Genomic DNA, 22,639 nt, shown 5'->3' with positions numbered 1-22,639 from the left:
GGGGGGGCCCGACCTCCCCCCCCCCCCCCCCCCTTTGGGGGGGATCCCCCCCCCCCCCGGGCGGCCCCCCCCCCCCCCCCCCCCGGCGCGGGGGGGGGGGGGGGGGCGCCCCCCCCCCCCGCCTGTCGCGTCGACGGCCGGCACCGGGTGTCACGGAGCACGGTGATCCGGTCCTTGGCACACAACGCGGACACGCCGCCGTCCGCCGCCGTGGGGCAGCGGACGGCGGCCGGACCTCCGGGGTCAGGCGGTGGGCCGCGGCGCACGCAGGTGGGCGCGCTCCTTGAGCTCCTGCTCGTCGACCAGCTCCAGCATGGGCTTGCCGGGGGCGCACATCATGGTGACGACGAATTCGGTCCTCTCGTCGGCGAGAGCGTTGCCGTCCTGGTAGTGGATGGCGTCGCCACCCGGTTCCCAGAACGTGCCACCGGCCTCGATGACGCGCTCGGGCTCGCCCTCAAGTTCGAAGCGGACCGCGCCCTTGATGACATAGCCGAACGCCGGTCCGGAGTGGCGGTGCGGCGGGGTGCCGGGGTCACCGGGCTCCCACTGGACGTGGATGGTCATCGCCGAGGCACCCTCGGGAACGGTGATCGGCGAGGCGTCCTGGAGCATCTTCGCCGCTCGGGTCCAGCTCGGACCGTCCTCGCCGCCCGTTCCGTGACCGTGGCCGTGGTGGGCGTGCTGTGAGTTCTCCGACACTGAGTCGCACCTTCCGTGGTTCCACGTGCCGGGCGGCAGATCCCGCCTGCACGTGGTCATGTCCGGTCGTTGAAGACCGCTCCTCCTCCTGACCGGGTGCCCGGCAGATTTGTGACACGGATTGCGACCGGCGGCGGCCGGCACTCGTGAGCATGGTGTCACAACGAGCCGATCGGTCCTGTCTAGCTGTGGTGAGCACGGTGGCGCACCGACGTCCGCCACCGCCTTCGACGCATACCCAGCGGGGTCATCGGCCCCTGGACGGAAGAGATCCAGATGAGAGTCGTCGTTGTAGGTGCCACCGGTCTGATCGGTTCCAGGACCGTCGCCAGGCTCCGGGACCACGGGGTGGAGGTCGTGCCGGTCTCCCGCAGACAAGGGGTCGACGTCAGCACCGGCCAGGGCCTCGACCAGGCGCTGCGCGCCGCCGAGGTGGTCGTGGACCTCACCGACGCACCCTCGCGGAAGCAGGAGACCAGCACGGCGTTCTTCACCACCGCGACGGGCAACCTCCTCAAGGCCGCCGCCGCGGCGGGCGTCGAGCACTACGTGGCGCTGTCGGTGGTGGGCGCCGACCGGATCGGCTCGGGCTACTTCCGGGCCAAGGCGGCACAGGAGGACCTGGTGCGGCACACCACCGTTCCGTACTCCGTGGTACGCGCCACGCCGTTCCACAAGTCGGTGGCGGCCGCCGCGACGGCCGGCACCCGGCCCGACGGTGTGCACGTGCCCCCGCTCCTGCTGCGTCCGGTCTCGATGGACGACGTCGCCACGGCGGTCGCCCATGTCGCGGTGGGTCTACCGCGGTTCGAGGTGACCGAGGTCGCCGGCCCCGAAGAGCTCAGGTTCGAGGACGTCACCGCCGAGCTGCTCACCTTCCTGGGCCGGCGCGGCCCGGTGATCGCCGACGCGCGGGCCCCGTTCTTCGGCGCGGTGCTCCAGGAGCGGGCCCTCCTTCCCGGGCCGGACGCCCACGTCGGCCACCAGACCTTCAGCCAGTGGCTCAAGAACCGCTGAGTCCGCCGGGCGGCGACGCGTCGTCACCCCCGATCCCCACCGACCGCCCCGCGGCGCCCACCGTGTCCGCGGCCGGCGTCGCCGGCACCCACGCAGTGACAGGAAGGCTGCCATGAGTGATCCGTCCCGGCCCACCGAGACCTCTGTGATCAGCGAGCTCGATCAACTACCCGACCGTGACAGCGAGGAGACCGCCGAATGGCAGGCCTCCCTCGACGCCGTCGTGCGGAACGCCGGGCCGGAGCGGGCGGCCTACCTGATGCGGCGGGTGCACGAGTTCGCCGCGGCGTCGGGGACGCCCCTGCCCGGACTGCTGTCCACGGACTACATCAACACCGTCCCGGCCGCCGCACAGCCGGAGTTCGACGGCGACCTGGAGATGGAGTCCAGGATCACCGCGCTCAACCGGTGGAACGCCGCGGCCATGGTCACCCGGGGTTCCCGGCTGGGACTGGGCGGCCACATCTCCACCTACGCGTCGGCGGCCTGGCTCTACGAGATCGGCTTCAACCACTTCTTCCGGGGCAAGGACGGTGACGGATCGGGCGACCAGCTGTTCCTCCAGGGGCACGCCTCCCCGGGCATCTACGCCCGGCTGTTCCTCGAAGGGAGGCTCAGCAGGGAGCAACTCGACGGTTTCCGGCGGGAGGCGGGCGGACACGGCCTGCCGTCGTACCCGCACCCGCGGCGGCTGCCGTGGCTGTGGGAGTTTCCGACGGTGTCCATGGGGCTGGGCCCGCTCGGCGCGATCTACCAGGCCCGCTTCAACCGCTATCTGCAGGCTCGCGGCATCAAGGACACCTCCGCCTCGCGGGTGTGGGCGTTCCTGGGCGACGGGGAGACGGACGAGCCGGAGTCGATGGCCGCCCTGACTGTGGCCTCCCGCGAGGGCCTGGACAACCTGACGTTCGTCATCAACTGCAACCTCCAGCGCCTGGACGGGCCGGTGCGGTCCAACTCGAAGATCGTGCAGGAGCTGGAGGCGCGGTTCCGCGGCGCGGGCTGGAACGTGGTCAAGACCCTGTGGGGCGAGGCCTGGGACCCGCTGCTGGGACAGGACACCACCGGCGACCTCGTGCGGCGCCTGGGCGAGGTGCCCGACGCGCAGATGCAGACGCTGGCCGCGCGGGACGCCGCGTACATACGGAAGAACTTCTTCACCGGTGACGCCCTGTCCGCCCTCTCCGCCGCCCTGAGCGACGCCCAGGTGGTCGACCTGTTCGAGAACTCCCGCGGCGGACACGAGCCGTTGAAGGTGTACGCCGCCTACCGGGCCGCGGTGGAGCACCGGGGCGCGCCGACGGTGATCCTCGCCCAGACGGTGAAGGGTCACACCCTGGGTTCGGCGTTCGAGTCCCGCAACGCCAACCACCAGATGAAGAAGCTCACGATGCAGCAGTTCCGTGAGATGCGTGACCTGCTGGGGCTTCCCATTCCCGACAGTGCGCTCGCCGGTGACCAGGTCCCGTTCTGGCACCCGGGGGAGAATTCACCGGAGGTGCGGTACCTGCGCGAGCGCCGGGCCGCGTTGGGAGGGCCCGCCCCTCTCCGGCGGGTGATCGCGAAGCCGCTGCCGGAGCCGCCCGCCAAGCCCTTCGAGGCGTTGGAGAAGGGTTTCGGCCACCAAGAGGTCGCCACCACCATGGCATTGGTGCGGTTGGTCAAAGATTTGATGCGTGACGAGCGGACCGGAGCGCGCTGGGTGCCGATCATCCCCGACGAGGCCCGTACGTTCGGCATGGAATCGATGTTCCCCACGGCCGGCATCTACTCGCCGCTGGGCCAGAACTACGATCCGGTCGACGCGGACCAGTTGCTCCACTACAAGGAGAGCACGACCGGACAGCTGCTGATCGAGGGCATCACCGAGGCCGGTTCCGTGGCCGAGTTCGCCGCCGCGGCGACCTCGTACGCCACGCACGGCGAGCCCATGATCCCGTTCTACATCTTCTACGCCATGTTCGGCTTCCAGCGCACCGGCGACCAGTTCTGGGCGCTCGGCGACCAGATGGGCCGCGGCTTCGTCGTCGGCGGCACCGCGGGGCGCACGACCATGACCGGTGAGGGACTGCAGCACGGGGACGGGCACTCGCACCTGCTGGCCGCCACCAATCCGGCGGCGGTCAGTTACGACCCGGCTTTCGCCTACGAGATCGCGGTCATCGTCCGGGACGGTCTGCGCCGGATGTACGGTGAGCAGCCGGAAGACGTCTTCTACTACCTGACCGTGTACAACGAGCCGAAGCACCAGCCGGCCATGCCCGCGCTGCCGGGTGTCGAGGAGGGCATCGTCCGGGGCATCTACCGGTACCGGCCCGCCGACCCCGCCGCGGCGGGACCCCGGCTCCAGTTGCTGTCCTCCGGTACGGCCATTCACTGGGCCCTGCGAGCGCAGGAACTCCTCGCCTCCGACTGGAACGTGCACGCCGACGTGTGGTCGGTGACGTCGTGGACGGAGCTGCGCCGCGACGCGATGCGCGCCGACGACGCCCGGATGCGCGGTGAGGATCGCACTCCGTTCGTCACCGGGGCACTGGCCGGTGCGCCGGGGCCGGTGCTGGCCGTCAGCGACTGGATGCGGCAGGTGCCCGACCAGATCAGCCAGTGGATCGAGCAGGACTACTACTCCCTGGGCACCGACGGTTTCGGTCTGTCCGACACCCGTGAGGACGTCCGTCGCTACTTCCACGTGGACGCCGAGTCGATCGTGGTGACCGCACTGGACCGGCTGGCCCGGGCCGGGCAGATCCCCTTGGCGACCGTCGCGCAGGCCCGCGCCCGCTACGGCCTCGACCGGTGAGCGGCGGGGACACGCGACCGACCCCCATGACGCAGGTCATGAACGAAAGGAACCGGAGGGCCCTTGCGCCCTGCCGGTCCGTGAGGAGCTGAACGACATCATGACGGTTACCGTGACCCTGCCTGCCCTCGGCGAGTCCGTCACCGAGGGCACCGTGACCCGCTGGCTGAAACAGATCGGCGAGCACGTCGAGGCCGACGAACCCTTGCTGGAGGTCTCCACCGACAAGGTCGACACCGAGATCCCCTCCCCCGCCACCGGTGTTCTGCTGAGCATCGCCGTCGCCGAGGACGAGACCGCCGAGGTCGGCGCCGAACTCGCCGTCATCGGTGCGGCGGACGCCGTCCCGGCGGCCCCACCGGCGCCCCCGGCCGAGGCCCCCCAGGCTGCCCCGGCGCCGTCTCCCACTCCTGCGCCGGCGCCGGTCACGCCGCCTCCTGCCGCACCCGTCGCCCCGTCGCCGGCCCCCGCGCCCGTACCCACGGCGGCACCGCCGGTGTCGGCGCCGGTCACGCCGGTGTCACCTGCGCCCGCTGTGCCGTCCACCCCGGCAGCGCAGGAGTCCGCGCTGCGCGGCCGGACGGTCCCGATGACCCGCATCCGCAGAGCCATCGGGGACAACCTGAAGAAGGCTCTGCTGGAGCAGGCGCAACTGACCAGCACGGTCGAGGCCGACGTCACCGGGCTGATGCGCCTGCGGAACCGGGCGAAGGACGGTTTCCTCGCCCGCGAGGGCCTCAAGCTGTCCCCGATGCCGTTCTTCGTCAAGGCCGCGGCCCAGGCCCTGAAGGCACATCCGGTCGTCAACGCCAGGATCAACGAGGCCGAGGGGACGATCACCTACTTCGACACCGAGAACGTCGGCATCGCGGTCGACACCGAGAACGGGCTGATGACCCCGGTGATCAAGGCCGCGGGCGACCTGACCGTCGCCGGGATCGCCCGGGCCGTCCACGACCTGGCCGACCGGGCCCGCAGTGGCCACCTCACACCCGATGACGTGTCGGGCGCGACCTTCACGATCTCCAACACCGGTTCGCGCGGCTCCCTGTTCGACACCGTCATCGTGCCGCCGCGCCAGGCCGCGATCCTGGGCGTGGGCGCGACGGTCAGGAGGCCCGGGGTCGTGCACAGCGCCGGCGAGGAGGTCATCGGCATCCGGGACCTGGTGCACCTGTCGTTGTCGTACGACCACCGGCTGGTGGACGGGGCGGACGCGGCTCGCTACCTGACCGCGGTCAGGGAGATCCTGGAGTCCGCGGCGTTCGAGGACGACCTGTACCCCGACGCCGGTACGTGAGGCGTGCCCGCGCCCTGGTGAAGCTGCTGAGGAAACAGCCGATGCGGAACTCTATGTTCCGCATCGGCTTTTCTCAGTGGGCCGGTACCCGGTCCTGCCGGCCCGGAAGACGGCCGCTGATCACCGGTGCCCGGCGCGGAGGAAGCGACTGCGCCGGCGGCCGGGCAGGCCGACCGCCAGGTCATGTGCCCGGACCCAGGCGGTGACGGTACCGCCCTCCTCACTGCGGTGCACGGGGACGGGCACGTGGCGCAGGAGGGCGTCCGTCCGTTCGTCCCCGGACAGGACGAGGCCGTAGAGCGTCGCCCAGCCGCCTCTGAGCGCGTGGTGGCCCAGGTGGTGCAGCAGGCGGGTACCGAGCCCCTGCCCCTGCCAGGCGTCCTCGACCAGAAGCGCGGCCTCGACGGCCGAGCGGTCCGGCATCAGATGACCCACGGCGACGATGCGGCCGGTGCTGTCCCGTGCGGCCAGGTGGACCGAGCCGGGGCGGGTCAGCAGAGCGGGCAGATAGGTGGGAGGGTCGGCCATGGCCCGGTGGTAACGGCTCCACAGGGTGTGCGAGGAGCAGCGACGGTGCATCGCCACGACGGGAGCGAGGTGGCCGGGGCCGATGGGAATGATCCGCGGTTCGCGGCGCATGGGATCGTCCTTGCGCGGCCGGCCCGGTGCGGGATGCGCACGGGCGGACCGGCGGTCGGGGGAACAGGGTTCGCGCGCTCGGAAGCGTGGAACGCCCACGGGACCGACGTGGACCGAACGGTCCGGGTCAGTCCCGTGGGCGTTACGCGGAGGGGTCAGCGCACCGAGCGTGCGGCGTCCTCGATGACGTCGGCGACCTTGCCGGGCCGCGACACGCTCACCGCGTGGGACGCTCGGACCTCCGTGGTGTGGGCACCGGCCCGCTCGGCCATGAACTCCTGGGCCTTCGGCGGGATGTTGAGGTCCTGAGTGGCGACCAGGACCCAGGACGGGATGGTCTTCCACGCGGGCTCCGCCGCGCCCTCGGACAGGGCGGCGTTGGTGATCGGTCGCTGGGTGACGGCCATCAGGTCGGTCTCGTTACGGGGCACGTCCGCCGCGAACTGGTGCCGGAACTTGTCGTTCTGGATGTAGAGGTCGGTGCCCTGAGAACCGTCGGCGTTCGTGAACGGCACCGCGCGCAGCGCGTCGCCGAGGGTGCTGCCGGGGAACTTCCCCGACAGGTCGACCGCGCTTTCGCCCTTTTCCGGGAGGAAGGCTGCGAGGTAGACCAGCGCCTTGACGTTCTTGTTACCGGTGGCGGCATTGCTGATGACCGAGCCGCCGTAGGAGTGGCCGGCCAGGACGACGGGACCGTCGATGCCGGCCAGGACGTCCTTGAGGTAGGCGGAATCGCCGCTCAGTGAGCGCAGCGGGTTGGCGACGGCGACCACGGGATAACCGTCGTGTCGCAGTCTCTCTATGACGCCGTTCCAGCTCGTGGAGTCGGCGAAGGCACCGTGGACCAGGACGACGGTGGGCTTGGGCGCCCGCGCGGGGACGCCCTTGTCGGCGGAGGCCGGGGCGATCGTGGTGGCGAGCAGGCCCGCGGCGATGGTGGCGCCGGCCAGAACGGTGAGGGAGGTACGGGCCCGGCGTGTGCGGGAGGTACGGGTCATGTCGGATGCCTTTCGGGCGGGATCGGGGCGCAAGCTCCGGGAGGGCAAGCGGGCTGGTCCTTGGGGGTCTTTTCCCCTGCGCGGCCCGCAGCCGCGGTACGGGTGTGGGTCCGCCGCTGCGAGGAAGAGCCGAGGCTGCCGCGCGGGAGTCGGCGGTCAGGCCGACGGGGCGAGGGCGCCGCGGCGAACAGCCGTGTACGGCGGACCGATTGGCCCGGCACTTCGTTGTGCCGCCTTTTACTCATATGACCGGAACCGCGTCGAAGGTGTGACACGTCGTGACGACAGGTCGCGGGGTGTTGCGTCGCTGATCAGGAGTGGTGGTGGCCGCTGCTGATCTCCGAGTACTCGGCCGCCGTGGGCTTGGGAATCTGCGTACCCGAGCCGTAGAGGACACGGCTGAGCCTGACGCGCATGCGCTGGGCCCGGCGGGGCACGGCGCCGTCGCCGTCGCCGTCCTGCAAGGGTGCGGCCTCCATGGGCCGGTACTGCGTGTGGGCCGTCAGGACGTGCAGTTGCGCCTGGGTGAGCGGCTCGTGCACCTCGACGTACTCGCCGTGCGGAAGCCGTTTGATGACGCCGCTCTCACGCCCGTGCAGCACCTTGTCGCGGTCCTGCCGTTGGAGACCCAGTGCCACACGTTTGGTGATGAAGAAGGCCAGGACCGGGACGACGAACAGGCCGATGCGCACGGTCCAGGTGACTGATTCGACGGAAACACGCAGATGCGTCGCTATCAGGTCGTTGGCGGCACCGACGAGAGCCACCGAGTAGACGCTGAGCCAGGCCACGCCCAGAGCGGTCCGCACCGGGCGGTTGCGGGGGCGGTCCAGCAAGTGCTGTTCGCGGTCGTCGTCCGTGACCCAGGACTCGATGAAGGGATAGGCGCCCATGGCGAGGAAGAGGAGCATGCCGATCAGCAGGGGCAGGAAGTTGTCCAGGGCCAGGGTGTGGCCCCAGAACGAGATTTCCCAGCCGGGCATGACGCGCAGGAAGCCGTCGGCGACGCCCATGTACCAGTCGGGTTGGGAACCGGCGGAGACCTGGTCGGGGCGGAAGGGCCCGTAGTTCCACACCGGATTGATCTGCGCGACGGCGGCCATGAAGAAGATCACGCCGGACACGAGGAAGAAGTAGCCGCCGGCCTTCACGGCGTACACCCGGAACGGAATGCCGACGACGTTGGTGTTGGTGCGGCCGGGCCCGGGGTACTGAGCGTGCCGGTGGCGTACGGCCAGGGCCAGGTGGCCGACGAGCAGGGCGACCATCAGTCCGGGGATGACAAGGATGTGGATCGTGTTGAAGCGGGCGATCAGGTCCTCGCCGGGGAACTCGCCGCCGAAGAGGAAGAACGACACGTACGTCCCGACGACCGGGATCGACAGGATCGTGCCGTTCACGACCTGGAGGCCGGTGCCGGACAGCAGGTCGTCGGGCAGGTCGTAGCCCGTCAGGCCCCCGAACATGGCCAGGATGAGCAGCAGGAACCCGAACACCCAGTTCAGCTCGCGTGGCTTGCGGAACGCGCCGGTGAAGAAGACTCGCAACATGTGTACGAACAAGGCGGCGACGAAGACCAGCGCCGCCCAGTGGTGTGCCTGGCGGACGAGCAGGCCGCCGCGGACGTCGAAGGATATGTGCAGGGTCGAGTCGAAGGCCTCCGACACCAGCTGGCCTCGCAAGGGGGCGTAGCTGCCCTGGTAGACCACAGGGTCGGAGGAAGGGTGGAAGTAGAGGCTCAGGTAGACGCCGGTGAGCAGCAGGATGACGAAACTGTAGAGTGCGATCTCGCCGAGCATGAACGACCAATGGTCGGGGAAGACCAGACGCCGAGCGGAGCGGGCCAGACGGCGGTAGCCGAGTCGGCCGTCCGCCCACTGGGCGAGCCTCTCCCCCGTGCGCTCCTGCCCCGGCTCGGCCGGCCGGCTTTCGTTGCCCATCTCTCCACCATTCATTTCTGCATCACCCGAAGCTCGCTGCGTCTGATGGCGCCGCGGTCCCGGGCACTGCCGTGAGTCCGCGGCACTGGCGTGTTGCGAGGGCTCGCCGTCGCCGTGCGGCCGTGGCTGTCCGTGCCACGCGCGTCGCCCAGCCCCGACACGGAGGCGAAGCAACGCACCCGCGGCGCTGCGGAGCCGACTCGTCCACGGCTGTGCTGTTCGGGCACGGTTCGTGAACTGCTGTCCCAGTCATGACCGGCGAGATGGCCCAGGTGTGACAGAAGGAGCCGGGCGCCGCCGTGCTCCTCGACGTTCGTGAGGAGGTCCCGGCCGACGCAACAGCACAGGACTGCGACGGCGGTCACCCCGAGCCCGCACGGGCCGGCACCCCGCTCGCCGTCATCGCTGTCACACCTACGGCCCAGGTGCTGTCTTGCTGGATATGCACCCTGTCATAGCGAGAGCACCGACCTTCCGGCCGCAGACGGATTCCTACGCCGTCACTGCGGAGTTCTACGACATCCTCCAGGCCGAGGCGGACGAGAGACGGGTCCGTCAGCTCTACGGTCGCGAAGTCGCGAAGGCCCGTGTCGGGGTCCTGGACATCGGTGCCGGTACCGGACGGGTCACGTTGATGAGCCTGGCCGAGTCTCCAGTCGACGTGTACGCCGTCGAGCCCGCGCGGGCCATGCGCACGTCCCTGATGACCCGCCTCGCCGCCCTGCCCGCACGGCAGAGGGAGCGGGTGACCGTGCACCCGCACGCCTTGGACGAGGCGGCTCTGTACGCGGTGGCGGACGTGGCCGTCTGCCACAACACGGTCGCGTGCCTCTCGCCGAGCGCGCGGCACGCGCTCTGGCATGCGATCGGCGCGGCCCTCGTCCCGGGCGGTTCGCTGTTCCTGCAGCTTCCACCTGCCCAGCTTCCGGTCCGGGCCCTTCTGCGCGTCCTGCCCGAACAGCGCATCGGCGAGCACACGTACGGCGGACGCATGGTGATGTCGACCGCCGGAAACCGCATCCACACACGCGCCGACTACTGGGTACGGGGTGCGGAAGGTGTGCTCCGGGAGCACACCGAGACGTTCTGGATGTGGCCCGCCTCGCGCTCGCAGATGATCGACGACCTGGAACGGCACGGATTCGTCCCGTTGGCAGGACACGATGATCCGGCCGTACTGGCGGTGACGCTCCGTTCTCCCTGATGAGGCGACGGATCACACCTCCTGATGCCCGCGAGAACGGCCAGGGGACGCCGACGGCGGTCGCCCCGGCACGCTGACGCGGTGATGTCACAACCCTTGTCGTCGCCCGGTCTCATGGATGACCGCACCACACGACTCGCTGTGTGCGCCGCACAACCTGAGACGGGATCATCATGTCGCCTGATAACACATTCGTGATCGTCGGGGGCGGCCTGGCCGCCGGCAAGGCTGCTGAAGAACTGCGCGCGCACGGTCACGACGGGCCGCTTCTCCTCATCGGGGACGAGCGTGAGCGGCCGTACATTCGACCGCCGCTGTCCAAGGGCTATCTGTTGGGCAAGGAGGATCGCGAGTCGATCTATGTGCACCCCGAGGACTGGTACCGGGAACACGGCGTCGACCTGCTTCTGGGCACGAGTGTGACGTCGGTCGACGGGCAGGCCCACGAGGTGACGCTGGACGACGGTCGTCGCGTGCCCTACGCCAAGCTGCTTCTGGCGACCGGTTCCTCACCGCGCCGCCTGTCCGTTCCGGGGGCGGACCTGGACAACGTGCTGTATCTGCGACGCGTGGGCGACAGCGAGCGTCTCAAGTCCGCCTTCACCGAGGGCGCGCGGATCGTGGTCGTCGGCGGCGGATGGATCGGTCTGGAGACGGCGGCCGCGGCGCGGACGGCCGGGGCGGAGGTGACCGTCCTTGAACACGCCGAGCTGCCCCTGCTCAAGGTCCTGGGGCGAGAGGCGGCCGAGGTCTTCGCCGGCCTGCACCGGGACCACGGCGTCGACCTGCGTCCCCACGCCGGGATCGAACGCGTCACCGGAACCGGCGGCCGCGTGGACGGGGTCGTGCTCGCCGACGGCAGTCGCCTGCCCGCGGACGCCGTGGTGGTGGGAGTGGGCATCACGCCCAACGTCCGCCTCGCCGAGGAGGCGGGCCTGGACGTGCGCAACGGCATCGTCACGGACAGACACCTGCGGACCTCGGTGGCCGACATCTACGCCGCCGGCGACGTCGCCAACGCCTACCACCCGCGGCTCGGCCGGCACCTGCGCGTCGAGCACTGGGCCAACGCACTGCACCAGCCGCGCACCGCCGCGCTGAGCATGCTGGGCAAGGACGCGGTCTACGACCGGCTGCCGTACTTCTACACCGACCAGTACGACCTCGGGATGGAGTACACCGGCTACGCCGAGCCGGGCGGCTACGACCGTGTCGTCTTCCGCGGGGCACCGGACGAGCGGCGGTTCATCGCCTTCTGGCTGTCCGGGAACCGGATCGTTGCGGGAATGAGCGTCAACCTGTGGGACGTCATCGGCACGATCCGTTCCCTGATCGAATCCGGCGTGGAGACGGACGACGCCGTCCTCGCCGATCTCGCCGTCCCCCTGGAGAGCCTCCTTCCGCGCGTCTGAACCACTTCGGCGACACGGTCGGCTCCAAGGTGCCCGCGCACATCGGCTTTGAAGAGCCCCGTGCCGGCCTGCCGCCACACCACGCGACATCTACGAGAGCAGACACATGACCGACAGCCCTCTTCCACCGCTCCGCCCGATGCCGGACGACTGGCGACGGGCGCTCGCCGTGGTGGCCCATCCCGATGATCTGGAGTACGGATGCTCGGCCGCCGTGGCCTCCTGGGTGGCCGACGGCCGGGAGGTCGTCTACGTCCTCGCCACCCGTGGTGAGGCCGGTATCGACAGCCTGGCCCCCGAACGCGCCCGGTCGCTGCGCGAGGCGGAGCAGCGTGCCGCCGCCGCGGCCGTGGGTGTGTCCACGGTGGAGTTCCTCGACCACCAGGACGGTGTGATCGAGTACGGCGTGCCCCTGCGGCGCGACATCGCCGCTGCCGTCAGGCGCCACCGACCCGAGCTGGTGATCACGCTCAACCACCGGGACACCTGGGCCCAGGGTGCCTGGAACACACCGGACCACGTGGCAGTGGGACGCGCGGTGCTGGACGCGTCGGCGGACGCGGGCAACCGCTGGATCTTCCCCGAGCTCACCGAACAGGGCCTGCGGCCCTGGAACGGCGTCCGGTGGGTGGCCGTCGCCAACTCGCCCGCGCCGACCCACGCGGTGTCCGCCGAGCCCGGCTTCGAACAGGGGGTGCTGTCCTTGCTGCGGCACCGCACCTACATCGAGGCACTGACCGAGGAGGACCCCGAGACGTACGCGCGCCGCTTCCTGACCGACAGCACCGGCACCCACGGTTCGCGGTTCGACGGAAGGCGTGCCGTCGCCTTCGAGCTGTTCAGCCGGTGACCGAACCCTTTCCGATCTCACACGTCCCGCGGAACCTCGCTCATACGCACGAGCCCGTGCCCAGGAAGGACCATCCATGACGTACGAGTCCCCCACCGTTCTGGACGCCGGACCGTCCGACGACGTCGACCCGGACGAGTTCGTCCGAGCGGCCATGCGCTGGCACTTCGACCCGGCGACGGGTTCCCGCTACTGGCTCGACCGGGCCGACCGGCTCGCCTTCGATCCGCGGCAGGACGTCAAGGGCGTGGACGACCTGATGCTCTTCCCCGACCAGACCGACGAACTGCGGGACGTCCCGGTGGCGGACCTGATCCCCGGGGGCTACGGAAACGACGCCCGGCTGCTCAACGTCTTCGACAGCGGCGGAACGACCGGGGCGCCCAAGCGAGTCGTCCAGCTCGACGACTGGATGCGGCACAGCACGGAGCAGGTCGACAAGCGCCTCCGGGACCACGGCGTGCCCGTGGGAGCCCAGTGGCTGACGGTGGCGCCGACGGGCCCGCATCTGGTGGGTGACGTGCTGCAGCGGGCCGCGGGATCCCTCGGCGGCCCGGGGCTGAGCATCGACATGGACCCCCGCTGGGTGAAGAAGCTGGTCGCCGCCGGCCGGAGCGACGAGGTCGAGTCCTACACCGACCATCTCGTCGAACAGTGCCGGCGGATCCTGCTGACGCAGGACATCGGGGTACTCGCCGCCACCACCCCCCTGCTGGAGCGCTTCGCCCGCGAGGACGACCTCCTGGAGCGGATCAACGGCTCCGTCCGGGCGATCATCTGGGGTGGCACGCACATGGACCCCGACACCCGCCACCTGCTGGGCACGGAGGTCTTTCCCGACGTACCCCTCATCGGCATGTACGGCAACACGATGATGCTCACCGCGCTGCTCGAACGGACGGGTCTCAGCGCTTCGGAGCCCTGTGTGTTCGACCCCGTGTCGCCGTACGTGTTCCTGTCGGTCGTGGACCCCGACACCGGGGACACGGTCGATGTCGGTGAGCGGGGCCAGGTGATCGTCAGCCACGTCAGCAAGTCCATGCTCATCCCCAACAACGCGGAACGGGACACGGCCGTGCGCATGCGGCCGGCCGACGGCCAGGCAGGTGACGCCGTCGCGGACGTCGCGCCGGTGCCCACGGTGCAGGGCGAGACCGTGATCGAGGGCGTGTACTGATGACACATGCCGTGGTCACCGGGCCGGTGTACCTGGACGCGCTGGGTCCCCGCGGTCCGTACCGGACGCGGGTGCCGAGCGCGGTGACGGATGTGTCCGGCACCGAGGTGGCGCGGCTGAGCCTGGTGCCACCGCTGTACGTCGGCCGGGCCCTGGCCGCGCTGCGCAAGGCCGAGGCGGTGCCGGCGGCCGACGTCGACGCACTGCTGGAGGCGGCCGGTGAGGAGTTCGCCACCGGCACCGTCGGCGGACTGGGCGTACGCGAGTACGAACACCTCGTCAGCCGCACGTCCGGCACGCCGCTGACGGTGGTGCGCGCCGCGACACGGGGCACGGCTCGGTTCGTCAGCCGGGCCCGTTCCTCCGCCGAGCGGGGAAGACCACGCGGGGCGGTCTCCGACCGCCGGGACCCGGCTCTGGAGGCCGGCCACGCCGTCTGGGCCCGCCGGGGGAACGTGTTCACCGTCAACGCCTCCGGCAACCACCCCGGCGTCCACCGGTTGTGGCTGGAAGCGCTGGCGCTGGGCTACCGCGTCGCCGTGCGTCCGTCGCGGCGGGAGCCGTTCACCCCGCACCGGCTTGTCGCGGCATTGCACCGGGCTGGTGTCCGCGAGGACCAGCTGATGCTGCTGCCCACGGACCACCGGACCGCCGACGTGCTCATCCGCGGTGCCGACCGCGCTGTCGTGTACGGCGGCGACGAGGTGGTCACCCAGTACGCCCGCGATCCGCGCGTGCTGCCCCAGGGGCCGGGCAGGACCAAGATCCTCGTCACGGCGGACACCGACTGGCGGGAGCACCTCGACACGATCGTCGGCTCGGTCGCCGACGAGGGGGGCACCGCGTGCGTCAACGCCACCGCCGTCTTCGTCGAGGGCGATCCGGCGCCGCTCGCCGAGGCCGTCGCGGCCCGCCTGTCCCGGCTGCCCGTTCTGCCGCCGCAGGACGTGCGGGCGGTGCTCCCGGTGTGCCCGCTCGACCGGGCGCGGGCCCTGGACTCCTACCTGAGGTCGGTGGCCGCGGGGACCCGTGCCTGGCTCGGTGGCGACGGCGTCGTCGGCGACCTCGGTGACGGAAGCGCCGTCCTGCGTCCCGCCGTCCACCAGGTCGGCAGTTCGAGTGCCGCGCAGCTCCGGACGGAACTCCCGTTCCCCTGCGTGTGGGTGGCGCCCTGGAACCGTACGGACGGCATCGCTCCGCTGCGGGACACACTCGTGCTCTCGGCGCTCACCCGCGACGGGGCGTTGCTCGACGCGCTGCTGGCGGAACCCACCATCGCCAATGTGTACGTCGGTGACCACCCGACCTACTGGATGGCTCCGGGTGTGCCCCACGACAGTTACCTGTCGGACTTCCTGATGCGCAGCAAGGCCGTCGTCGGCGCCCTGTGACAGGCGGTCAGTGGGGCATGAGCAGCATCAGGGCCGTCCCCAGCGCCATCGCGCCGTCGCGGACGTGACCGTACGGGTCCGTCGCGGCGGCGCGGTGCGCGGCGTCCGGGGTGGACCGCAGCGAGGGCATGGGGCGGGTCAACGACCACATGGCACAGGCCAGGAGATACACCGTCAGCAGCCCGGTGACACATGCGGTCGGCACCGGTGCGCCGGCGGCATGGCCATGAGCCGCGGTGTCGTGCACGGTTGGGACGCCCGCGGCCAGGGTCTCGTGGGCCGGCACCCCACGGCCGTGGGGTGTGCGCAGCATCCAGGCCATCGCGGCCATGCCGGCCGCGGACGGCAGCCGGCCGGCGATCTCCGCCACTCTGTTCGCCGTGCGGCGGCGGAGGGCGGTCAGCGGGAACCACAGTGCGGCGAGCGCGAAGAGAACCGTCGTGGGCCGACCGGTCAGCGATCGGCCGAGACTCCAGGGCATGGCCGCCATGGCCACGGACATGGCGGCGTGCAGGAGGTGGTCCACCCGGTCACGGCGTCCCGCCCCCGTCGACCGCACACCGTGCCACAGTGCGTGCACCGCCGCGAGGGCGAAGAGGACCGTCAGCATGAAGTGCACGATGTCGACGGGAGTGTCCATGGGACGCGTGCACCTTTCCTGGTCCATGACCTTTCACGGTCTTGACCGGGCGTGCGGTTGTTTCGTGACAGAGCTCGCTCGCCACCAGGAGCGGACGGGTCGCGGACCGGTGTCGTGCCCTGCACGGGGACGGCGCGGACTCTCCGAGTGCCACGGTGTGCCCGCTGGACGGCGTCCGGGACGGTCGTGCCGACGCCCCCGACGCGGCCCTCCGCAGCCGCTTGTAGCATGGTGCGCACGAAGCCAGAAGGGAAGATCCATGCAGGCTGGCGCCCACCCCGACACCCTCGATCAAGCGACGAAGGACTTCCTTTCGGCGCGCCCGCGACTCTTCGGCATCGCCTACCGCGTGCTGGGCAGTACGGCGGAGGCCGAAGACGTGGTGCAGGAAACCTGGCTGCGGTGGCAGAACACGGACCGCACGAAGGTCCTCGAACCGGCCGCCTTCCTCACCACGGTGGCCACCCGGCTGGCGATCAACCTGGCCCAGTCCGCACGGGTGCGCCGGGAGTCCTATGTCGGTCCCTGGCTTCCCGAGCCCGTCGACACCACGGAGGATCCGCAGCTGGGCGCGGAGCGGGCCGAGGCCCTGGAGATGGCGGTACTGCTGCTCCTGGAGAAGCTGAATCCCGTGGAGCGCACCGCCTACGTGCTGCGGGAGGCGTTCGACTACCCCTACGGGCGGGTCTCCGAGATCCTGGAGACGAGCGAGGCCAACGCCCGTCAGCTGGTGAGCAGGGCACGCAGGCACCTCGCCGCCGAGCGCAGGGAGCGCGTCACGCCGGCAGCCCACCGGCGGCTGCTGGAGGTGTTCCTCTCGGCGGCGCGGACGGGTGATCTGTCGGTGCTGGAGGACGTTCTCACCGCTGACGTCGTCAGCTACTCGGACGGTGGCGGGATCCGCGGCGCGTCCAAGATCCCGGTGATCGGACGCCCTCATGTCTCGCGGTACCTCGTGGCCTTCGCCCCTCGCTTCTGGCCGCAGGCGGACATCCGGTGGGTCGAGGCGAACGGCCTGCCGGCCGTGCTGGTCTCGTCCGGCGAGAAGGCTGTCGCCCTGCTGTCCGTCGACGTTTCGACGGAAGGCATCGACCGGCTCATGTGGGTGATGAACCCGGCCAAACTGGAGCCCTACGTGGCCTCCCTGCGCGGCTGACCCGCCGGGCGCGGGGGCATTGTCCCCGGCCGTCGGCGGGCAGGCGTCACAGGAACGGTTACTTGTCGGTCAACCAGTAGTCCGGATCCCGGACGCCCCCGGGTACGCGCTCCCGGACGTCCGCCGGGACGCCGTACCACGACCACATCGGAGTCATGCCGTGACCGAGCGCATCCAGCCACCCAGTCTGCCGACCGAGAAGGACTACGAGGGGAACGAGTTCTCGCCCATCTACACGACCACCGTGACCGTCGACGGTGGCGTGGCCTCGCACGGTCGGGCCTCCGGCCGGGCACGCTCGTCCGACGGCGCCCTGGACCTCGATCTGCGCATGCCCGCCGAACTGGGCGGCGACGGCCAGGGAACCAACCCGGAGCAGCTTTTCGCGGCCGGCTTCGCGGCGTGCTTCCACGGCGCGCTGAGCCTCCTGGCACGGCAGGAGGCGCTCGACCCCGCGGCCATTTCGGTCATGGCGACCGTCGCCTTCGGACGGGATCCGGAGGACGGTGGCTATCTGCTGCACGTCGATCTGGTGGTGCGGTGGCCAGGTGTCGCTCGCGAGACGGCAACGGAACTGATGGAGAAGGCCGACGCGCTGTGTCCCTACGCGCGCATGGCCTGGAGAGGCACGCCGACCACCATCACGCTCGCCTCCTGACCGGCACGTCCGGCATGCGTCGGCCGTCGCCCCGGGCGACGGCCGCTCGGCCGGCACACCCGGTCAGGACGGGAACCACAGGTCCGCGTCGGCGGCTTCCTCCTTGCGGACGGCGAAGGCGGAGATCTCCTTCTTGTGGAGACCCTGCCGGGGCAGGGCCGCGACCAGCGGGTGGTCCCGGTCCGTGCCTTCCCGACGGTCCCGCTCCGGGGTCGCGGCTTCGAAGAACTCCGCGTTGACGGACCGGTAGTGCGCCCAGTGCCGCGGCAGGTCGTCCTCGTGGAAGATGGCCTCCACGGGGCACACGGGCTCACAAGCATGGCAGTCGACACACTCCGCGGGGTCGATGTAGAGCGTGCGTGCACCCTCGTAGATGCAGTCCACGGGGCATTCCGTGACACACGCCCGGTCCTTGATGTCGACGCAGGGCTGCGCGATGACGTACGTCATCCCTCTCCTCCTCTTCGCCGTCGAACACGCCACGGGGCCGCGGACGGCCGTCGGACTCATCGGTAGGACCGGAGACGCCGTCTCGTTGTGACACGTGTGCTCTCCCCGGGGTCACCCACCGCGGAGCCGCCGGGCGACCGTGTCACAAAGCTCCGCCGGGCCTGGTCGTAGTCAGTGACACCCACAGCGACGGGAGCAATCGTGGCCATCACCGAACAACGACTGTCGACCATGGTCCTCGTGATCGGTACCGGCGGAGCCGGCCTGCGGGCGGCGATCGAGCTGGCCGAGGCCGGCGTCGACGTCGTTGCCGTCGGCAAACGCCCCAAGGAGGACACCCACACCTCCCTGGCCGCCGGCGGGATCAACGCGGCCCTGGCCACGATGGACCCCGAGGACAGCTGGCAGCAGCACGCCGCGGACACCCTCAAGGAGAGTTACCTGCTCGGCGACCCTCGCACCGCGGAGATCGTCACCCAGGGCGCGGCCCTGGGCATCGACGACCTGGAGCGCTACGGCATGGCCTTCGCCCGCGAGGGGGACGGCCGCATCTCGCAGCGCTTCTTCGGCGCGCACAAGTACCGCCGCACGGCCTTCGCCGGCGACTACACCGGCCTGGAGATCCAGCGCACGCTCATCCGGCGCGCGAGCCAGCTGGACATACCCATGCTCGACACCGTCTACATCACCCGTCTCCTGGTCCACGACGGCGCCGTCTTCGGGGCCTACGGATTCGACCTCACCAACGGCACCCGTTACCTCATCCACGCGGACGCCGTCATCCTCGCGGCCGGCGGGCACACCCGCATCTGGCGGCGCACCTCCTCGCGACGGGACGAGAACACCGGCGACTCCTTCCGCCTGGCGGTCGAGGCCGGGGCCCGCCTGCGCGACCCCGAACTGGTCCAGTTCCACCCCTCCGGCATCATCGAACCGGAGAACGCGGCCGGCACCCTCGTCAGTGAGGCGGCCCGCGGCGAGGGCGGCATCCTGCGCAACGCCCTCGGAGAGCGGTACATGAGCCGCTACGACCCTCAGCGGATGGAGCTGTCCACCCGTGACCGCGTGGCCCTCGCCTCCTACACCGAGATCAAGGAAGGCCGCGGCACCCCCAACGGCGGGGTCTGGCTCGACGTCTCCCACCTCCCCCGGCAGACGATCATGAACCGGCTCCCCCGGGTCTACCAGACGCTGCTCGACCTGCAGATGCTCGACATCACCCGCGAACCCATCGAGGTCGCCCCCACCGCGCACTACTCGATGGGTGGCGTCTGGGTCCGCCCCGAGGACCACAGCACCGACGTCCGCGGCCTGTACGCCATCGGAGAGGCGTCCAGCGGCCTCCACGGCGCCAACCGCCTCGGTGGCAACAGTCTCATCGAACTCCTCGTCTACGGCCGCATCACCGGCCGGGCCGCCGCCGCCTACTCGGAGTCACTCACCGCGCAGCCCCGCTCCGCCGCGGCCGTGGCCCGGGCGCGCGCCGAAGTCGACGAACTGCTCGCCGCCGACGGGCCCGAGAACGTCCGCGCCCTGCAGCGCGCCATCCGCAACACCATGACCGAACACGCCGGTGTCGTCCGTGACGAACGGGGTCTGCGCACGGGCCTGGCGGAACTGGACACCATCGAGAAGCGCATGGAGAACATCGGAGTCCACCCCGACATCGCCGGCTTCCAGGACCTCGCCCACGCCTTCGACCTCAAGTCGGCCGCCCTGGCTGCCCGCGCCACCCTCGAAGCGGCGCTGGAACGCCGGGAGACCCGCGGTTGTCACAACCGCAGCGACTTCCCCGACATGGATCCCGCCTTCCGCGTCAACCTCGTCTGGTCCCCGACGACCGGAATCACCCGTGAGAGCATTCCGCCCATCCCGGGCGAGATCGCGTCCCTCATGGAGGACGTCTCCACCGATGGAAAGCTCGTCGAGTAGCTGTCCGTCATCCCCGCGATCCTGCTTCACACTCTTCGCCTTGTCACAGAAATCGTGCGCAGCCGGTCTTTTCTGGTGCAGACCGACTTCACACATCACTGAAAGGATTCCACTATGAAGGTCGTAGTGATCGGCGGTACCGGACTGATCGGCTCGAAGCTGGTCGCCAAGCTCAAGGAGCACGGTCACGAGGCCGTACCGGCGGCCCCCAACACCGGCGTCAACACGCTCACGGGCGAGGGCCTGGCCGAGGTCCTCGACGGTGCCTCGGTCGTGGTGGACGTCTCCAACTCGCCGTCCTTCGCGGACGACGCCGTCATGGAGTTCTTCCGCACCTCGACCACCAACCTCCTCAAGGCCGAGGCGGACGCCGGGGTGACCCACCACGTGGCCCTCTCCGTGGTCGGTACGGAACGGCTCCAGGAAAGCGGCTACTTCCGTGCCAAGCAGGCGCAGGAGGGGCTGATCAGGGACTCGGGAATTCCGTACTCCATCGTGCACGCCACGCAGTTCTTCGAGTTCATGAAGGGCATCGCCGACTCGGCGACCGACGGTGACACCGTCCGTCTGGCCCCGATCAAGATCCGGCCCGTGTACTCCGACGACGTTGCCGCCACGGTCGGCCGCACCGCTGTCGGTACCCCCGTCAACGGGGTGGTCGAGGTGGCCGGGCCCGAGGTGTTCCAGCTCGACGAGCTGATCCGAAAGGGCCTGGCCGCCAAGAACGACCCGCGCACGGTCGTGACCGACGTGCACGCACCGTACTTCGGCGCGGAACTGCAGGAGACCACCCTGCTCCCCGGTCCGGACGCGCACATCGCGGAGACGCGTTTCGCCGACTGGCTCGCGCAGCAGCAGCACTGAGCCGTGAGGTGGTGGGCCCTGGGCCAGGGCCCGCCATCCCTTCGAGGGGGCCTGTCATCCGCGCACCGCGGCACGACAGGCCCCCGCCTCATGTCCGGCGCGGCGACGGCCGAGACGCCGGCACGCCTCGTCACCGGCAGACAGCAGCCACAGAGAAAGACATCCGCCATGCTGATACGACGCGATCAGTCCGTTCCTCCCCGTTCCGGTTCGTACCCTGGGGTGACCGGTGTGTACACCATCGACCCGGTCCACAGTTCGATCGGCTTCTCCGTCCGGCACTCCATGATCTCCAATGTCCGCGGGAGATTCGACCGTTTCGAGGGCCTTCTCAAACTCGACGGCTCCGACCCGTCGCGTTCCGAGGCGTACGTGAGTGTCCAGACCGACAGTCTGGACACGGGCATCCAGGAGCGCGACGCTCACCTCCAAGGGCCCGAATTCTTCGACTCCGCGACGTTTCCGCTGATGGCGTTCCGCTCCACCGGCATCGTCCCGCTCGGCAACGACGAGTTCCGTCTCACAGGCGGTCTGCGCATCAAGGACATCGAGCTGCCCCTGGACATCGACGTCGTCTTCGGCGGAGCCGGCGATGACGCCTACGGCCAGCACCGGGTCGGCTTCGAGGGCACGGCCACGCTGCGGCGTTCGGACTGGGGGCTGGCCTGGAACACACCGTTGGCGACGGGGGGAGTCCTCGTCAGCGACAAGGTGACCCTGACACTGGACGTCTCCGCGATACGGCTCGACCGGGACACGGCAGCCTGACCGGAAGCCGGTCTGGGCGGGGCGGCACCCGTTCCGGAACCACCCCGCCCGGCCCCTCCCCGCCCTGTGTCCGCGCTTCGGCTCCTTCGACCACGGCCACGGCCGCGTCCATCACTCGGCCTGCGCTCACGCGGCGGTTTCCGTCGCCCCCGGCGTACGCGCCGTGCGCCGGCGCATGGAGCGGCGCTCCCCTTCCGTCGTACCGCCCCAGATACCCTCCACCGGATCGGCGTCGACGGCCCACGCCAGACACTGCTCCCTCACGGGGCAGCGACGGCAGACGGCCTTCGCCTCGTCCGTCTGTATCGCCACCGGGCCACTGTTGACGTTGCCGATCGGGAAGAAGAGATCAGGGTCCTCGCCTCGGCAAAGCGCCCGTTCGCGCCAGTCCATGGAACACCTCCTGGGGTGAGGGACGGATACGGTCTCGGGGGGCGGCTCGTATTCAGGGAGTGCGAAGACGCGGGTGGGCAGTACACCACCGCTCGTCACTGGAAAGGACCGAGCGGTCGGCGTGTGTGTGACACCTGAACGGTGCCGGACTCGCGTTCCCCCGAGGCCGGCGGGTGATCCACCGATGTGCGCGACGGGCCTTTCGCCCCCCTTCACGGGCCGCGGCCGTGTTGCGGAGCCGGCGACCGCATGTCCACGGTTCCGACCGACGCAAGGGGGCGGATCGGTCGACGCCGACGGACGAAGCGGGGGCCTGCTCCACCGTGACCGCCATGGCCGTCGCGGTCA

18 protein-coding genes and 2 pseudogenes are annotated in these 22,639 nt (G+C 70.4%); 13 read left to right on the top strand and 7 right to left on the bottom strand.

Annotation, left to right across the window (positions count from 1 at the left end; translation table 11 throughout):
* Positions 1-243 precede the first annotated feature (243 nt).
* Positions 244-702 (bottom strand): cupin domain-containing protein, encoded by a 459-nt coding sequence (locus ACH4LD_RS38335; RefSeq protein ID WP_132784234.1) that lies wholly within the window; start codon positions 700-702, stop codon positions 244-246.
* Between the two features lie 276 nt (positions 703-978).
* On the opposite strand from ACH4LD_RS38335, the gene ACH4LD_RS38330 reads away from it, so the two are divergent.
* The 3 genes and pseudogenes from ACH4LD_RS38330 to ACH4LD_RS38320 form a co-directional block, all read left to right on the top strand.
* Positions 979-1,719, top strand: coding sequence for an SDR family oxidoreductase (locus tag ACH4LD_RS38330; protein ID WP_398054990.1), 741 nt, complete (start codon positions 979-981; stop codon positions 1,717-1,719).
* Between the two features lie 112 nt (positions 1,720-1,831).
* Positions 1,832-4,519: a pyruvate dehydrogenase (acetyl-transferring), homodimeric type gene (gene aceE / locus ACH4LD_RS38325; RefSeq protein ID WP_398054991.1), complete on the top strand. Its 2,688-nt coding sequence runs from the start codon at positions 1,832-1,834 to the stop codon at positions 4,517-4,519.
* Between the two features lie 112 nt (positions 4,520-4,631).
* Positions 4,632-5,819, top strand: a pseudogene (locus ACH4LD_RS38320) (2-oxo acid dehydrogenase subunit E2); the annotation flags it as partial.
* Positions 5,820-5,939: 120 nt separating this feature from the next.
* On the opposite strand, the gene ACH4LD_RS38315 reads toward ACH4LD_RS38320, so the two are convergent.
* The 3 genes from ACH4LD_RS38315 to ACH4LD_RS38305 all read right to left on the bottom strand — a co-directional run bounded on the left by ACH4LD_RS38315 (position 5,940) and on the right by ACH4LD_RS38305 (position 9,396).
* On the bottom strand, positions 5,940-6,458 hold the full coding sequence (locus ACH4LD_RS38315) for a GNAT family N-acetyltransferase (RefSeq protein ID WP_132784238.1): 519 nt from the start codon (positions 6,456-6,458) through the stop codon (positions 5,940-5,942).
* A 155-nt stretch (positions 6,459-6,613) separates the two neighbouring features.
* Entirely contained in the window at positions 6,614-7,456 is an 843-nt protein-coding gene (locus tag ACH4LD_RS38310) for an alpha/beta fold hydrolase (RefSeq protein WP_398054992.1), read from the bottom strand.
* A 311-nt stretch (positions 7,457-7,767) separates the two neighbouring features.
* Entirely contained in the window at positions 7,768-9,396 is a 1,629-nt protein-coding gene (locus ACH4LD_RS38305) for a cytochrome bc complex cytochrome b subunit (RefSeq protein ID WP_398054993.1), read from the bottom strand.
* 442 nt (positions 9,397-9,838) lie between these two features.
* Here ACH4LD_RS38305 and ACH4LD_RS38300 point away from each other — a divergent pair, with 442 nt between their 5' ends.
* The 5 genes from ACH4LD_RS38300 (at position 9,839) to ACH4LD_RS38280 (ending at position 15,430) form a co-directional block, all read left to right on the top strand.
* A complete protein-coding gene (locus ACH4LD_RS38300; RefSeq protein WP_398054994.1) occupies positions 9,839-10,600 on the top strand; it encodes a class I SAM-dependent methyltransferase in 762 nt (253 codons plus the stop codon).
* Positions 10,601-10,773: 173 nt separating this feature from the next.
* A complete protein-coding gene (locus tag ACH4LD_RS38295; RefSeq protein ID WP_398054995.1) occupies positions 10,774-12,012 on the top strand; it encodes an NAD(P)/FAD-dependent oxidoreductase in 1,239 nt (412 codons plus the stop codon).
* Between the two features lie 106 nt (positions 12,013-12,118).
* Entirely contained in the window at positions 12,119-12,862 is a 744-nt protein-coding gene (locus ACH4LD_RS38290; RefSeq protein ID WP_398054997.1) for a PIG-L deacetylase family protein, read from the top strand.
* 76 nt (positions 12,863-12,938) lie between these two features.
* The gene (locus ACH4LD_RS38285; RefSeq protein ID WP_398054999.1) at positions 12,939-14,039 is read left to right on the top strand and encodes a phenazine antibiotic biosynthesis protein; all 1,101 of its coding nucleotides are present in this window, start codon (positions 12,939-12,941) and stop codon (positions 14,037-14,039) included.
* The gene (locus ACH4LD_RS38280; RefSeq protein ID WP_398055000.1) at positions 14,039-15,430 is read left to right on the top strand and encodes an aldehyde dehydrogenase family protein; all 1,392 of its coding nucleotides are present in this window, start codon (positions 14,039-14,041) and stop codon (positions 15,428-15,430) included. The genes ACH4LD_RS38285 and ACH4LD_RS38280 overlap by 1 nt, the downstream gene beginning before the upstream one ends.
* 7 nt (positions 15,431-15,437) lie before the next feature.
* On the opposite strand, the gene ACH4LD_RS38275 is transcribed toward ACH4LD_RS38280, so the two are convergent.
* Complete coding sequence (locus tag ACH4LD_RS38275) at positions 15,438-16,070, bottom strand: DUF5134 domain-containing protein (protein WP_398055001.1); 633 nt, start codon at positions 16,068-16,070, stop codon at positions 15,438-15,440.
* A gap of 259 nt (positions 16,071-16,329) precedes the next feature.
* On the opposite strand from ACH4LD_RS38275, the gene ACH4LD_RS38270 reads away from it, so the two are divergent.
* Positions 16,330-17,226 carry an RNA polymerase sigma-70 factor gene (locus ACH4LD_RS38270; RefSeq protein WP_398055002.1) on the top strand — a complete coding sequence of 299 codons (897 nt, stop codon included), beginning with the start codon at positions 16,330-16,332 and terminating at the stop codon, positions 17,224-17,226.
* A 160-nt stretch (positions 17,227-17,386) separates the two neighbouring features.
* The gene (locus tag ACH4LD_RS38265; protein WP_398055003.1) at positions 17,387-17,884 is read left to right on the top strand and encodes an Ohr family peroxiredoxin; all 498 of its coding nucleotides are present in this window, start codon (positions 17,387-17,389) and stop codon (positions 17,882-17,884) included.
* 144 nt (positions 17,885-18,028) lie between these two features.
* Here the strand turns inward: ACH4LD_RS38265 and fdxA are convergent.
* A pseudogene (gene fdxA / locus ACH4LD_RS38260) lies at positions 18,029-18,334 on the bottom strand (ferredoxin); the annotation flags it as partial.
* Between the two features lie 231 nt (positions 18,335-18,565).
* Between fdxA and ACH4LD_RS38255 the strand changes: the two are divergent.
* From ACH4LD_RS38255 to ACH4LD_RS38245, 3 genes are all read left to right on the top strand, one after another.
* Positions 18,566-20,266 carry an FAD-dependent oxidoreductase gene (locus tag ACH4LD_RS38255; RefSeq protein ID WP_398055339.1) on the top strand — a complete coding sequence of 567 codons (1,701 nt, stop codon included), beginning with the start codon at positions 18,566-18,568 and terminating at the stop codon, positions 20,264-20,266.
* A 114-nt stretch (positions 20,267-20,380) separates the two neighbouring features.
* Complete coding sequence (locus tag ACH4LD_RS38250) at positions 20,381-21,130, top strand: SDR family oxidoreductase (RefSeq protein WP_132784251.1); 750 nt, start codon at positions 20,381-20,383, stop codon at positions 21,128-21,130.
* 168 nt (positions 21,131-21,298) lie between these two features.
* Positions 21,299-21,898 (top strand): YceI family protein, encoded by a 600-nt coding sequence (locus ACH4LD_RS38245; RefSeq protein WP_398055004.1) that lies wholly within the window; start codon positions 21,299-21,301, stop codon positions 21,896-21,898.
* A gap of 126 nt (positions 21,899-22,024) precedes the next feature.
* On the opposite strand, the gene ACH4LD_RS38240 is transcribed toward ACH4LD_RS38245, so the two are convergent.
* Positions 22,025-22,291 (bottom strand): WhiB family transcriptional regulator, encoded by a 267-nt coding sequence (locus tag ACH4LD_RS38240; protein WP_103812180.1) that lies wholly within the window; start codon positions 22,289-22,291, stop codon positions 22,025-22,027.
* Positions 22,292-22,639: the final 348 nt, after the last annotated feature.

The organism is Streptomyces sp. NPDC017676 (assembly GCF_044329325.1).
In the GTDB taxonomy this organism is placed as follows: Bacteria; Actinomycetota; Actinomycetes; order Streptomycetales; family Streptomycetaceae; genus Streptomyces.
The sequence above is the reverse complement of the archived record's forward strand: the minus strand, read 5'-3'. Positions and strand labels throughout refer to the sequence as shown.

Excerpts from the sequence above, each read along its gene's own strand:
- ACH4LD_RS38295 (WP_398054995.1), top strand. The coding sequence starts at position 10,774 with ATGTCGCCTGATAACACATTCGTGATCGTCGGGGGCGGCCTGGCCGCC.
- ACH4LD_RS38245 (WP_398055004.1), top strand. The coding sequence starts at position 21,299 with ATGCTGATACGACGCGATCAGTCCGTTCCTCCCCGTTCCGGTTCGTAC.
- ACH4LD_RS38290 (WP_398054997.1), top strand. The coding sequence starts at position 12,119 with ATGACCGACAGCCCTCTTCCACCGCTCCGCCCGATGCCGGACGACTGG.
- ACH4LD_RS38250 (WP_132784251.1), top strand. The coding sequence starts at position 20,381 with ATGAAGGTCGTAGTGATCGGCGGTACCGGACTGATCGGCTCGAAGCTG.
- ACH4LD_RS38240 (WP_103812180.1), bottom strand. The coding sequence starts at position 22,291 with ATGGACTGGCGCGAACGGGCGCTTTGCCGAGGCGAGGACCCTGATCTC.
- ACH4LD_RS38280 (WP_398055000.1), top strand. The coding sequence starts at position 14,039 with ATGACACATGCCGTGGTCACCGGGCCGGTGTACCTGGACGCGCTGGGT.
- ACH4LD_RS38270 (WP_398055002.1), top strand. The coding sequence starts at position 16,330 with ATGCAGGCTGGCGCCCACCCCGACACCCTCGATCAAGCGACGAAGGAC.
- ACH4LD_RS38285 (WP_398054999.1), top strand. The coding sequence starts at position 12,939 with ATGACGTACGAGTCCCCCACCGTTCTGGACGCCGGACCGTCCGACGAC.
- ACH4LD_RS38315 (WP_132784238.1), bottom strand. The coding sequence starts at position 6,458 with ATGCGCCGCGAACCGCGGATCATTCCCATCGGCCCCGGCCACCTCGCT.
- ACH4LD_RS38305 (WP_398054993.1), bottom strand. The coding sequence starts at position 9,396 with ATGGGCAACGAAAGCCGGCCGGCCGAGCCGGGGCAGGAGCGCACGGGG.
- ACH4LD_RS38255 (WP_398055339.1), top strand. The coding sequence starts at position 18,566 with ATGGTCCTCGTGATCGGTACCGGCGGAGCCGGCCTGCGGGCGGCGATC.
- aceE (WP_398054991.1), top strand. The coding sequence starts at position 1,832 with ATGAGTGATCCGTCCCGGCCCACCGAGACCTCTGTGATCAGCGAGCTC.
- ACH4LD_RS38310 (WP_398054992.1), bottom strand. The coding sequence starts at position 7,456 with ATGACCCGTACCTCCCGCACACGCCGGGCCCGTACCTCCCTCACCGTT.
- ACH4LD_RS38300 (WP_398054994.1), top strand. The coding sequence starts at position 9,839 with ATGCACCCTGTCATAGCGAGAGCACCGACCTTCCGGCCGCAGACGGAT.
- ACH4LD_RS38330 (WP_398054990.1), top strand. The coding sequence starts at position 979 with ATGAGAGTCGTCGTTGTAGGTGCCACCGGTCTGATCGGTTCCAGGACC.
- ACH4LD_RS38275 (WP_398055001.1), bottom strand. The coding sequence starts at position 16,070 with ATGGACACTCCCGTCGACATCGTGCACTTCATGCTGACGGTCCTCTTC.